This is a genomic window from Neolewinella aurantiaca (assembly GCF_008014675.1).
GTDB lineage: Bacteria > Bacteroidota > Bacteroidia > Chitinophagales > Saprospiraceae > Neolewinella > Neolewinella aurantiaca.
The window spans coordinates 46933-60392 of record NZ_VOXD01000024.1; the positions used below are offsets into that span (position 1 = coordinate 46933).

The 13460-nt window shown below is 53.1% G+C and carries 10 protein-coding genes; 8 read left to right on the top strand and 2 right to left on the bottom strand.

What is annotated here, in order from left to right; genetic code table 11:
* Window positions 1-72: 72 nt before the first annotated feature.
* Window positions 73-1089 (bottom strand): glycosyltransferase, encoded by a 1017-nt coding sequence (locus FUA23_RS15185; RefSeq protein WP_147931609.1) that lies wholly within the window; start codon window positions 1087-1089, stop codon window positions 73-75.
* 92 nt (window positions 1090-1181) lie between these two features.
* Between FUA23_RS15185 and FUA23_RS15190 the strand changes: the two genes are divergently transcribed.
* From FUA23_RS15190 to def, 7 genes are all read left to right on the top strand, one after another.
* Window positions 1182-1970, top strand: a complete 789-nt coding sequence (locus FUA23_RS15190; protein WP_147931610.1) for a DUF1206 domain-containing protein — start codon at window positions 1182-1184, stop codon at window positions 1968-1970.
* 216 nt (window positions 1971-2186) lie between these two features.
* A complete protein-coding gene (locus FUA23_RS15195; protein ID WP_187271079.1) occupies window positions 2187-2849 on the top strand; it encodes a TetR/AcrR family transcriptional regulator in 663 nt (220 codons plus the stop codon).
* 107 nt (window positions 2850-2956) lie between these two features.
* The gene (locus FUA23_RS15200) at window positions 2957-4294 is read left to right on the top strand and encodes a TolC family protein (RefSeq protein ID WP_147931612.1); all 1338 of its coding nucleotides are present in this window, start codon (window positions 2957-2959) and stop codon (window positions 4292-4294) included.
* A 124-nt stretch (window positions 4295-4418) separates the two neighbouring features.
* Window positions 4419-5591 carry an efflux RND transporter periplasmic adaptor subunit gene (locus FUA23_RS15205; protein ID WP_147931613.1) on the top strand — a complete coding sequence of 391 codons (1173 nt, stop codon included), beginning with the start codon at window positions 4419-4421 and terminating at the stop codon, window positions 5589-5591.
* A gap of 181 nt (window positions 5592-5772) precedes the next feature.
* Window positions 5773-9273, top strand: a complete 3501-nt coding sequence (locus FUA23_RS15210; RefSeq protein WP_147931614.1) for an efflux RND transporter permease subunit — start codon at window positions 5773-5775, stop codon at window positions 9271-9273.
* A 180-nt stretch (window positions 9274-9453) separates the two neighbouring features.
* Window positions 9454-9849, top strand: a complete 396-nt coding sequence (gene ruvX, locus FUA23_RS15215) for a Holliday junction resolvase RuvX (protein WP_262713712.1) — start codon at window positions 9454-9456, stop codon at window positions 9847-9849.
* 48 nt (window positions 9850-9897) lie between these two features.
* Window positions 9898-10452 (top strand): peptide deformylase, encoded by a 555-nt coding sequence (def, locus tag FUA23_RS15220; RefSeq protein WP_147931616.1) that lies wholly within the window; start codon window positions 9898-9900, stop codon window positions 10450-10452.
* Between the two features lie 68 nt (window positions 10453-10520).
* On the opposite strand, the gene FUA23_RS15225 is transcribed toward def, so the two are convergent.
* Entirely contained in the window at window positions 10521-11213 is a 693-nt protein-coding gene (locus FUA23_RS15225; RefSeq protein ID WP_147931617.1) for a DUF2461 domain-containing protein, read from the bottom strand.
* Between the two features lie 202 nt (window positions 11214-11415).
* On the opposite strand from FUA23_RS15225, the gene FUA23_RS15230 reads away from it, so the two are divergent.
* Window positions 11416-13293 (top strand): ABC transporter ATP-binding protein, encoded by a 1878-nt coding sequence (locus tag FUA23_RS15230; RefSeq protein WP_147931618.1) that lies wholly within the window; start codon window positions 11416-11418, stop codon window positions 13291-13293.
* The last annotated feature ends 167 nt before the right edge of the window (window positions 13294-13460 follow it).

The window sequence follows — 13460 nt, forward strand, 5'->3', positions numbered from 1 at the left end:
TCATTATTTCCTGACTTTTTGACCGGACGCAGCTACTGTTGGTAAGTAGCCGGCACCGGCCCACGCAAAGCATCAACGCAGGGAAAGAATTTTGTCGAGGTCCAGGTCTTCCTGTTCCGGCACGGCAATGCAGCCAATTCTTCTGGCTTCCCGTTTGGCGAGGTAAACCTGCTCGGTCTGACCGGGCGTAGGCACCAGTATCAGTTTTTTGCCCGTCGTTACTGCGTAAACATCCATTAGTGTGCTGTAGCCTGAGCGGCAAATGATGTGTTCTGCGGCGGGTAAAAGGCGGCTGAGCAGGGCAGCATCCGCAAAATCATAGACGGTAATATTATTCGGTAAATCAGGAAGGTGGTTGGCTGAACCAGGCAGGCCTCGGACCAGAACATGATTGCCGGGCACCGTGGAAAGTTGCGCAACGACGATGGCTTCCAACTGTGTTCGCATGGGTTCAGGGCCGGAGAGCAGCGCCATCACGGTGAGTACTGAAACTCCTCGTTCTTGTTGTTCGGCCATCCCTGCTGAAAGCCGCGAAAGAGGCCCGATGTATTGTACGTGGCCATAATTGCGGCGACCGGAAAGCTGACCGCTGACGCGGTGTTTCGCCTCGGCAAAATCGGGCACCCAGAATTCATCGAAGCGTTGCAGGTAAGCGCGGTAAATCCGGGAGACCAGCCGACTGTTTGTAATCGGGTGCAGCTGGTGGGTCAGAAAAACGGAGCGTGTTCGGGGGACGTAGCAGCCGAAGCGGTTGTCGGATACAATCCGGTCGATCCTCAGCTCCTGAACGAGCGTCGCACAGCACCTGCGTTCGCGCCAGATGGTGACCATCCAACGGGGAAATTGCAGCGCTACGTTGAGCGGCATGGATCGGGTAGGGTAGGTAACGTTATAGCCGGGGAGTTCGTAAACTTTCGTACCCGGACGTTCTGACTCGATGAATTTTTTGGCGCGGCCGCAGGATGCAAAGAAAACTGCTTCGCCGGCTTCCTCCAGGGCATTTGCCAGGGCAAGGCTGCGGGAGGCGTGGCCCAGCCCCCAGTCGAGGATGCATAGCAAGGTGCGTTGGCCGGGGCGGGAAGGAATCATGGCTGCAAATTTAAGGATTAAAGCCACCCACTAAGGCGCACTACGAACAAGGTCGATGGCCGCCGCGCTGAATACAGAAACAACTGCCCCGGATGAAGCTATCGGAAAAATCTCTTCAACGCCTCTTTGCGGGCGGTCATGTCGCAAAAGGATCGATCTATTTTCTTGTCGGTACGTTCGCCCTCGCAACCGTCATCGGGGCCGCGCGCAGTTCTAACGGCCCCAAGGCGATCATCGACTGGGTAAGCGGAAATCCTTTTGGACAGCTGATCCTGGGGCTGTTGGGGGCTGGCCTGGCAGCCTACGCGCTTTGGCGTTTCTACCTGGCTGCTTTTGATCCGGCGGAAGAAAGTGACGATAATAAAGGAAAAGTGAAACGCATCGGTTGGGTGGTGAGCGGGCTGGCGTACGCAGGGCTCGCCGTCTACGCCTTCCAGCGTTTGATCAGCAATGGTGGTAGCAAGGAAACAAAGAAAGACCTCATCGCAGCTTTGCTCGAACAATCATGGGGGCACATTGCGGTAATCGTCATCGGTGTTGTGGTCATCGGAACGGGGTGTTACCAACTCTACCGCGCTGTAACGGACCGGCACATGGAGCAAATCAAAGAGTTTGAGTTGAACGAAGAAAAGCGGATGGCCTTCCGCGATGCCGGCCGGGTAGGACTGAGCGCCCGTTTCGTCGTTTATGGCATCATGGGCTACTTCCTGATACGAACCGGACTGACGTCCGATACCGGCAAGTTTCGTGCGCTGGGGGAAGCACTCTCTTTCCTCGAAGGCGGAACGGTGAGTTCCGCTCTGCTGGCTCTGGTGGGTACGGGACTGATGGCGTACGGACTTTTCATGTTCGTGAAAGCCAGGTACGGAGTACCGAGTTGAACCGTGGGCAGGTGGTGGTGCCCGTTATTGTAACCCCGGTAGGAGCTGATGTTTTTGCACAATTAAGGGAGGATAGCCTGCTGATTTGTATCTCAGGCAACATTGTCCGCTTTCACTCCAGCGGGTGCGTTCCGGGCTGAAGATTGTCTCATGCTTCCGGTGAATAGATCCGGAATGCAAGCAGGACGATTTTTTTTGAAAAAAACTCAGGAAACTTTGAAACCATCTAAAGTTTCCAGCGTTCTTTGCGCCGTGAACGAACTCAAAAAGAACAAACAGGGCCTGTTCAGGGCCGCATCCTCTATGTTCAGGCGCTTGGGCATCAAGAGTGTCAGTATGGACGATCTGGCGCGGACGATGGGTGTTTCCAAAAAGACATTGTACCAACTCGTTACGAATAAAGAGGAGCTGGTGATGATGATAATGGAAGAGGATTTCAGACGGGACATGGAGGTTTTTGCTGACTGCCAGAACACATCGCATGATGCCATTGATGAATTTCTGAGAACCAGCCGCTACTTCATTCATGAGTTGCGGGAGATTTCGCCCGCAGCGGTGCATGACCTGCAGAAATACTATCCGGCAATCTGGAAAGGGATGGTACGCCAGCACCACGTGGCATTTGAACAGAAACTGGTTCAGAACATCGAGCGTGGAATGGAAGAAGGCCTGTACCGTAACAACATCGAGCCTGAGGTGATCGCTACGCTTTACTCCGGAATGATGATGGTTGCCGTAGACCGGCAGGTATTCCCGAATTACGACCGCCCGCTTTCAGAGGTCATACGCCAGATGACGGAGTATCACTTTCAGGGCATCGTAAATCAGTTTGGCCGCGACCGGCTCGATCAGTACCTCGACAAGAAAGCTTTAAAATAAAAACAGACAGAGAGCAACCATTCGAAGACTCACTAAGTTTTGCGGATGAAGTAGCCCCTGTTCCCCTCAGCCCCCACCAAATCAACTAATACATAATTTTTGATCCGATGAAATATTTTACCAGGCAATTGCTGCTGATGGTTGCTCTGATGAGTGGTCTGGCAAGCCTGTACGCACAGTCAGAACCGCCACCGGTATTCAGTCTGGACGAGGCCGTGGCCTACGCCATGAGCAACAACAACTCCATCCGTAATGCTCAGGTCGATATCCTGGACGCCGAGCAGAACGTAAAAGAAAGGTTGAGCACCGGCCTTCCTCAAATCAACGGTTCACTGGATTTTACGCGCTACCTCAAAGTTCCGCAGGTTCCACTGCCTGCTGCCTTCACGATGGGAGACCCGAACGCACCAGAGTCTATCTCGTTTCAGTTGAAGAATAGCTTTACGGCCGGCCTGAGTGCCAGGGGGATGATCTTTGACGGGTCGTTCTTTGTAGGCCTGCGTGCAGCCAGGGCCAGTAGTGATTACTTCAACCTTCAGCTGGAAAACACCCAGCGGACCGTACGGGGGCAGGTCATTCAGGCTTACTTCCCAACACTGCTGCTGAAAACCAATGTTGCGATCCTGGATAACAATATCAGTAACCTGACGAAGCTCAAAGACGAGGTGTCTGCTCAGTACGATGCCGGTTTTGTAGAACAGCTGGATGTAGATCGGCTGGTCCTCAGCCTCAACAACCTGCGTAGCCAGCGCGACCAGGTAGCTCAGCAGGCCGAGAATGCCCTAAGGGCATTGAAGTTCACCCTGAACTATCCGCTGGATGAGCCGCTTCGTGTGGAGGACGACCTCGCCAAACTGGAAACGGAGATCGACGCTGCTTTGCTGACGTCTGACATTCCTTACCAAACCCGGCCTGAATTGCGCTTGCTCGACAAAACGATCGAGCTTCAGGGGCTGAACGAAGAACTGCAAAAAGCAGCTTACCTGCCAACTGTATACGCCAATCTCGCCGCGCAATACGTGTACTCCGGCGATGACTTCAAGGATGGATTTTGGGCTCCCACTGTTCTGGTGGGTGTTCAGGCCAACATCCCTATTTACGACTTCGGTGGCCGCGCTGCGCGCGTGGAGCGTGCGAAACTGGCGACCCAAAAGGTGATCAATCAGCGCAACGATCTTCACCGAAGCATCCAACTGGAAGTCTTGAATGCCCGAAGCACCTTTACGGCCAACTCTGACCGGCTGCAGGTAACCAAAGATAACCTGGCCCTTGCACAGCGCATCTACGATACGACCCAAATCAAATACCGTGAAGGTGTGGGTTCGAGCGTGGAAGTAGTGCAGGCCGAGCAAGCACTCTACGAATCGCAAGCCAATTACCTGAACGCACTTTACGAAACGCTGGTGGCGAAAGAGGACCTCTTCCTCGCCCTTGGCCGGAATTAGTAATTAGCCGGCAGGGTACACAGTGCCTTACGCTCATTGCACGCCCGTCGCTTCAATTCTACCCCCATCGTGCAGCAGCCCTGCTGACTGTACTCTCCCCCCCATAAAATCTCCATCTTCCCCGATGAAAACTATTTATAACTTTCTTCCCCTGCTCCTTTTAACCTTCCTTGCATCCTGCGGCAGCGCCCCCGATGAAACTGTCCCTACGGATCTGCCCGGTAAAAAGGAATTCCTGAAAACTAAAAAGGCTGAACTCCGTGCGCTTACTCAGGAAGTGGAAGCTCTTGAAAAGGAGATTTTCACCGCAGACCCCAGTCTGGCCCCTAAAGGAGCGCTGGTTGCGTATGAAACGGTTACTACCTCGTCTTTCGAAGACTTCGCCGAAGTGCAGGCTACCGTTCGTGCTTCTGAGTCTGCTTTCGCCTCGCCCGAACTCCCCGGGCGGATAGTGAGCATGAAGTTCGAAGAAGGCGATGCGATTCGTAAGGGTGACCTCGTCGCCGTAATCGATGTAGAAAACATCACGACCCAGCGTGCTGAACTCGAGAAAGCGGCGGAACTCGCCAAAGACATCTACGAGCGGCAGCAGCGACTCTGGGACCAGAAAATAGGTTCAGAGGTTCAGTTCCTGCAGGCTAAAAACAACTACGAACGTACCCAGAAGCAACTCGCTACGATTGACGTACAAACCGCAAAGAAAAACGTGTACGCCCCGATTTCCGGAACGGTGGACCGCGTGATGATGCGCCAGGGAGAAACCGCAGCTCCGGGAGCCCCGATCCTCAGTATCCTGAACACCAACAAACTCGATGTGGTCGCGGACGCTTCGGAGGACCTGCTTACCAAGGTGAAGCGTGGCCAGAAACTGAAGGTGAAAGTGCCGGCACTAGACCTGGAATTCATGGGCCCAGTCAGCCGTATCGGTAAAACAGTAGACCCCGCTAACCGGACTTTTGAAGTCGAAATCGACGTGCCGGGAAAATACCTCCGTGAGCTCAAAGCAAACCTCCTTGCGGTAGTAGAGGTGCTCGATTACAGCGCCGAAGACATCATTGTGGTAAGCCAGGATCAGATTCAGCAGGAAATCGATGGCCGCCGCTACGTTTTCCTGGCAGTGGACGAAGGTGAACAGGGTGACATCGCCCGCAAAGTGTACGTAGAAACCGGAGCATCCTTCGACAACAAAGCCGTTATACAATCCGGGATTAAAGTGAACGACCGCCTCATCACCGCAGGATCACGCGGCCTTACCGATGGCCAGAAGATCAGCCTCAGTCAGAACCCGATTCAGTAGGTAGTAAATAGTGGACAGTGCCCGTTTTTTCATCACCCGCATTGAGTAGTAAAATGGCAAAAGCTCAACCTCATAACGCAACAGCCATTTGCTCCACACGATCTGCGGCAGCAAGCCCCACTCTTACCGATAACCACTAAGATCGCAGTAGCGAAGCAACGCTACCAACTACCAACTAAAAATGGAACAGAACAAGAGAACATTCTCATTAACCAACCTTGCGGTAGACAACTCAACGAGTGTCTTCCTGCTCACCATCATGATCTTCATCTTCGGCCTTTATGCCTACGACCAGGTGCCCAAGGAGCAGTTCCCGGAGGTGAAGTTTCCTCAGGTATTCGTAAACACGCCTTACTTCGGTAACTCGGCGGCAGACATAGAGAGTCTGATTACCAGGCCGCTGGAAAAAGAACTTCAGGGCGTAGACGGGGTGAAAACGATTACTTCCACCAGCATCCAGGATTTTTCGGTCATTACCGTTGAGTTCAATGCGGATGAAGACATCGATGAAGCTACCCGCCGTGTAAAAGACGCAGTGGATATCGCTAAACCCGAACTGCCATCCGATCTGGATTCCGATCCCACTATTCTGGAGATCAGCGCTTCTGACTTCCCGATCGTAACCGTAAATATGAGCGGGGATTTTCCTCCCGACGACCTTCGCCGCTACGGTGAGTTTATGGAGGAGGAAATTGAAGACATCAAGGGCGTAAACGACGTACAACTCAAGGGCGTTCAGGACCGGGAAATCGAGATTGCCGTTGATGTACGTAAGATGGAGAGCCTGCAGATCAGCTTTCAGGACATCGAGAATGCCATCGGCAGCGAAAACCTAACGCTTTCCGGCGGTGAGATCGTGAACAACAATGTCCGCCGGGCCATCCGGGTCGTCGGTGAGTTTGAAGATTCCGCGGAGCTGGCCAATACTATAATCAAGAACGAGGGCCAGCGCCTGGTCTACCTGCGGGACATCGCGACGGTGGAGTTCGGTTACGAAGACCCCATCAGTATCGCCCGGGCCAATGCCCTGCCGGTAGTGAGCCTTGATGTGATCAAAAAGTCCGGCGAAAACCTGCTCTCCACCTCCGACGAAATCGTGGAAGTAGTGGCACGGGTCAAAGAACAACTGCCGGAAGGACTTGAAGTCACCTTTTTCAATGATCAGTCAGACAACACCCGCGATCAGGTGGATAACTTGGAGAACAGCATCATTTCGGGGGTGATCCTGGTGGTACTCGTACTACTGTTTTTCCTCGGCCTGCGCAATGCCCTCTTTGTGGGTATCGCGATTCCTCTGTCGATGCTGATGGGTATTCTGTGGATATGGCTCTCCGGTGTGACCCTCAACATCGTGGTACTGTTTGCCCTCATTCTGGCCCTGGGGCTACTCGTGGACAACGGTATCGTGATTGTGGAAAACGTTTACCGGTACATGCAGCTGGGCCGAAGGTCCGACAATGCTGCGAAGTTTGGTGCGGGCGAGGTTGCCTGGCCAATCATCGCGTCTACCGCAACGACACTTGCAGCCTTCAGCCCCCTGGCCGTTTGGCCGGGTATTGTGGGAGAATTCATGAAATATTTCCCGATTACGCTGATTCTTGTCCTCGGCTCTTCCCTGGTTGTTGCGCTTGTGATCAATCCGGTTCTTGCCAAGACATTCATGCGGGTCGATGAGCGGGAAGAGACAAAAAAGGGGCGCATACGCGGGATGCGAAACACGCTTATAGGAGCAGGGATCATGATGATCTTTGGTATCCTTTTCGGGCTGGTGCTTGGCGCCAAGTGGTTCTTTAACCTGATGGTGATCTTAACGATCACTACTCTGGTGTACTACTTCCTCCTGCGCCCGGTTTCCTTCGTTTTTCAGGACAGGTTCCTGCCCTGGCTGGAAGGCAAATACAAGGGGCTCATCAACTTCTCCCTGCGTTGGGGGCGGTCTATCCTCTTCGGTACCATCGGGCTCTTCTTCTTATCGATCTTCCTGATTTCTATCTCCAGGGTAACGGTCGAGTTTTTCCCCTCTGCCGATCCGCTGTACGTCAACGCCTTTGTGGAGTTACCGCTTGGGTCCGACATCGAGGCGACAAACCTCGTCTCGAAGCAACTCGAAACCAAGGTACTTACTTTGCTGGAGCCTTACGGAGACGTCGTGGAATCGGTACTCACTCAGATCGGGGAAAACACTTCGGACCCCAATACGCCGCCCGAACCCGGCGTAACGCCGAACAAAGCCCGGATTACTGTCAGTTTCGTTCCTTTCCGGGAACGCGGAGGTGTGAGCACAAAAAAAATCATGGAAGAAATCCGTGAAGCCGTTCAGGGAATTCCCGGCGCAAAGATCAGCGTGGATAAGAACGCCGACGGCCCCCCGACGGGTAAGGCCATCAATCTGGAAATAACCGGAGAAGACCTGGAAAAACTCATCCCTCTGGGCGATGATATCATCAGCTACATCAACGCTCAGGGAATCCCCGGTATTGAAGAATTGTCGGCCGACGTGAAGCTGGGTAAACCCGAGCTGCTCGTAAAAGTAGACCGCGAAGCTGCCCGCCGCTATGGCCTGAGCACCTTTCAGGTTGCCAGTGCATTACGGACCTCAGTTTACGGTAAGGAAGTGAGCAAGTACAAACTCGGAGAAGATGAGTTCCCGATCTTCATCCGCCTGAAAGAGGAGGACCGCAACAGCGTCGATGCCCTCCTCGACCAGCGCATTACCTTCCGTGATCCATCCAACGGACGAATCACGCAGGTCCCGATCAGTACGGTAGCGAGCGTCGAGTATTCTTCGACTTACTCCAGCATCAAGCGTAAAGACCTGGACCGGATGATCACCATCACCTCAAATGTGCTGGACGGCTACGTCGGAAACGACGTCGTGCCTCAGATCGCCGAAGCAATGGAAGGGTACGATATGCCACAGGGCTTCAATTATGCCTTCACCGGCGAACAGCAACAGCAGCAGGAAGACTTAGGCTTCCTTCTGGGCGCCTTCGTTTTTGCCTTGTTCCTGATCTTCATCATCATCGTTGCGCAGTTCAACAGTATCAGTTCGCCGTTCATTATCCTTACATCGGTTGTGCTTTCTTTGATCGGGGTACTGCTGGGGTACTTCTTCTTTGGCGGAACGCTCTCGGTTGTATTTACCGGTGTAGGTATCATCTCGCTGGCGGGGGTAGTTGTGAACAACGCAATCGTACTGATCGATTACACGACGCTGCTGATGAAAGAGGAGTTGGAAAAACTCGGACTCGAGAAGATTTCCGATCTTGAACTTGACGTAATCCGTGACGCCATCGTAGACGGCGGTTCTACCCGCCTTCGTCCGGTATTGCTCACTGCGATCACGACCGTTCTCGGACTCATTCCACTGGCCATCGGTTTTAACTTCGATTTCTTCAGCTTCATCGCAACATGGGATGGTCGTTATTTCCTGGGGGGCGACAACACTGCCGTCTGGGGCCCAATGGCTTGGACGATTATCTACGGTATGGTATTCGCCACCTTCCTGACCCTGATCGTTGTACCCGTAATGATGTGGCTCATCTACAAAACCCGGCGCTCCATCAAGTCTGGTTTCCGCAGGCTTACGGGGAAGACTGACGGCGGAGCCGTCGAAGCAGAACCCGTAGATAGCGATACTTCTGATTCAGGCTCAGACAGTCATGACCTGATCGTGGAGTAAGGTGATCTACTGACCTGGTTATTGACGGAAGAACTCCGGCTCTGGGCGCGCTGTTTTCAGTTGCACCGGGCCGGAGTTCTGTCGTTTTACATTGCACCTGCGGCCGCGCCTTTTAAAACCAAAGTTGCCACTCAACGTTTCCCTAAGCAGAAATAACAGATTATCAAAAGAATTCTCGCAATAGACTATGGCTCCAAGAAGTGCGGTCTGGCGGCTTCCGACCCTCTGCGCATCATCGCAACGGGCCTGGATACGGTGCCGACCTGGCAGCTTTTTGACTGGCTGGAAAAGTACTTGGCCACCGAACCCGTTGGGGATCTTGTGATCGGAGAAAGTCTGCATAAAGACGGAACACCGAACAAGATTAATGCTCAGATTGTCGGGTTTGAACGTAAGTTCGCCAAACTATATCCGGATATTAATTTGCATCGCCAAGACGAGTACCTAACCTCCAAACGCGCTATGCAGGCTATGATTGAATCCGGGGTGCCGCGAATGAAGCGACGGGAGAAAGAAAGGGTGGATAAAATTGCCGCTACTATCATTCTTCAGGATTTCATGGAATCTATCCGTTAAGGTCTACTTTTGCCGCCGTTAATGATTTGAGACGTAATAAAAAAACACATGATTCTTCCAATTTATGCCTACGGCCAGCCTGTGCTGAAAAAAGTGGCAAAAAATATCTCTCCTGATTATGAGGGCCTGGAACAACTGATCGCAGACATGTGGGAGACCATGGAAAACGCCAACGGCGTTGGACTGGCGGCCCCGCAAATAGGCAAAGACATTCGTCTTTTCATAATCGACAGCGCACCGATGTTCGATGAGGGCGAAGAAGACAAAGGCCTCAAAATGGTATTCATCAACGCCGAAATAATCGAAGAATCGGGTAAAGATGTATCTTATTCCGAAGGCTGCCTCAGTATTCCGGAAATCACCGGAGACGTCGAACGCCCCGAAACCATCGTGATGACCTGGCTCGACGAAAATTTTGAGCCCCACGAGGCTACCTTCACGGATATGAACGCCCGGGTAATTCAGCACGAATACGATCACATCGAGGGTATTCTGTTTACCGAACACCTCAAGCCGCTCAAAAAGCGAATGGTGAAACGCCGGCTGGAAAAAATCCGGAAAGGTGAAATCCATCCTGATTACCGAATGAAGTTCATCAGGTAAAACAGCAAGCCAGGGAGCTTGGAATTAATTTCCGGCTCCCTGGCTTTTTTCTTTCCTGCTTCTGGTTATTACACGATCAACTCGCCGTTGGCATCGGTCGTGAGTACTTCCGTGAAGAAATCGAAAAAAGGCCGGAGGGTCAGCGTTGCTTCGTGCGCCATATCGAGGAAGCCATCGGATAGTACTTCCTCATCCGTGAAATCCCTGCCGGCGTAAAACTGCTTGTACCGCAGCAGGTCGATGTTTTTATGGTCTTTATCGTAACCTCTCGGAGCGGTCTTCAGTTGTTCCCCCTGGAGCGTGCCGAAAATGCGGACGAAGTCTTTATCGTTGATAATCTCGCGAAGTTCCGTGGCATCGATGGCTAACTCTTCGCGCATTCGCTTGAGATCGTGCTTTTCCATGCCGTAAAATCCGCCGCCGATAAAACTGCGCCAGTCGCCTACGGGAGAGATGTTGTAGTAATAGCCGCCACGCCGCAGTTTGCCATCGCGGACAAACTGGCCGGCAAAGTTGGTTTTATACGGATCCTTATTCTTGCTGAAGCGGACATCGCGGTAAATCCTGAACATCGATTTTTTGCCGTTCTCGGTAGCCAGTACATCGGTTTCGGACAGGCGATCCAGCAGGGCCTGAGCAAATTCAGCTACGTTCTCGCGGCCGGCTTCGTACTTGTCTTTGTTCTCCTTGAACCATTCTCGGTCGTTGTTCTTCGCGAGTTGGTTGAGGAAGCTTAGGGTGGATTTTTTAATTATGGCCACTGGTTATTATTTTGGTTCGTTGGCAAAGTCTCTCTTAGGTCACCGTAACAAAGGTAGTACCTTTGCTACCTCTAATGTGCGGCAGGTGAAATCCCAACGAATCAAAAGACGAGAGCGTTCATTCAGGTGAGCCGGAGGCTATTCAAATACCAACGCTCCAAAACCCCAACGAACCAACGCTCCAACCGACCAAAGTAAAAATATGACTTCCTTTCGCCGCTTACTCGGCTATATGGCCAACTACCGCGGCCTCGTCGCGCTGGCTATTGTATCCAACATTCTTACGGCGGTATTCACGCTGGTGGCCGTGCCTTTGTTTCAGCCTTTTCTCAACCTTTTGTTCGAGCAGGTGGACCTGGTGAACACCGCTCCCGAGCGCATCAGTTCGATGGCCGATTTTGAGCACCAGATGAACTACATGCTCAGTCAGTGGATCATCGACCTGGGGAAGGAAACCGCGCTGGCGTACGTCTGTGGCTTCATCCTGTTGAGCTTTTTGCTGAAAAACCTTTTTCGCTACTTGGCCTTGTTCTTCATGTCGCCGGTGCGGAGCGGTGTTATCCGCGACCTGCGCAACGAGCTCTATGCCCACCTCTTACACTTGCCCCTCGGCTATTTTTCGGAAGAACGGAAGGGGAATTTGCTGAGCCGGATTACCTCTGATGTACAAGAGGTGGAGGCAAGCATTCTCAACGTCCTCGAAGCGATTTTCCGGGAGCCGTTTATCATCGTGGGAGCCCTCACGTATATGATCGTGCTCAGCCCGGGCCTGACGGTTTTCGTCTTCGGTCTGATGGTATTTACCGGCGTCGTGATCGGAGGTGTCGGTAAACGGCTGAAGCGGAGCAGCACGGTGGTTCAGGAAAACCTGGCTGACATTGTCAGCCGTACGGAGGAGAGCCTTGGTGGGCTGCGCATCATCAAAAGTTTTGGTGCCGAAAAATTTCAGGGCGAACGGTTCGCCGAACTCAACGATACCTATCGGCGTAGCCTGATTCGTTTGCTTTGGCGTCGTGATCTGTCGAGCCCGCTGACCGAATTCCTGGGCATAGCAACGGTCGCGCTTTTGCTCTGGTACGGCTCGCGGCAGGTGTTTGGCGGAGAGATGAGCGGGGGAGCTTTCCTCAGTTTCATTTTCGCTTTTTATATGGTTATCGATCCGGCCAAAAACCTCAGTAAGGCCTGGTACAATATCCAGAAAGGCCTGGGCGCACTGGGCCGGGTAGAGGAGGTACTGGACATCGAAAACCCGCTGCAGCCAACACTCAAACATTTCGAAGAACCAACAGCCCAGCGAAACAAAACTCCAACGAACCAACCAGCCAATACGGCGCGGACGCAGGATGCAATGCAGGTTGGACTGCGCATCGAAGACGTCAGCTTTCGCTACACACCCGACGCTCCGGATGTACTGAGAAACATCACCATCGATCTGCCGAAGGGCAAAGTGGTTGCCCTGGTGGGCAACTCCGGCGGCGGGAAATCCACCATCGCCGATTTACTCCCCCGCTTCTATGATCCTACCCTCGGCCGGATCACCCTCGATGGCAAAGACCTCCGGGAATACAGCCTCGAAAACGTCCGCAGGCACTTCGGCATCGTATCGCAGGAGGCGATCCTCTTCAACGATACCATCTACAACAACATCGTCTTCGGCCTGAAGAACATAACCGAGGTACAGGTACACGAAGCCGCCCGTATCGCCAACGCTCACGATTTCATCATTGAAACCCCGAATGGCTACCAGACCAACATCGGGGACCGGGGCAGCAAGCTCTCCGGTGGGCAACGCCAGCGCATCACGATTGCCCGTGCCATCCTCCGGAATCCCGACGTACTCATTCTCGACGAAGCCACCTCCGCCCTCGATTCCGAATCCGAACGCCTCGTTCAGGATGCGCTCCAAAAACTGATGAACGGCCGCACGGCCCTCGTTATCGCTCACCGACTGAGTACCATCCAGAAAGCCGACGAAATCGTTGTGCTCGATCACGGCCGCATCCTCGAACGGGGAACCCACGCCGAATTGCTGGCCCAAGACGGAGCCTACCGCAAACTGGTCGAATTACAGGAAGTGTAAGGATGGAAGGGGGGGCAGGGCTGACGCATAGGATTCGATTTTAAGCTTTCAGCTCGAGGTCATAGTCACCACCTAAGAGCTTGCAACCCAAAACGCGTAGCGTTTTCACTAGCCCATTCCCCGTGGGGAGGGGTTGAAGTGTAGGGTTAACACGGCTTAACTAGCCT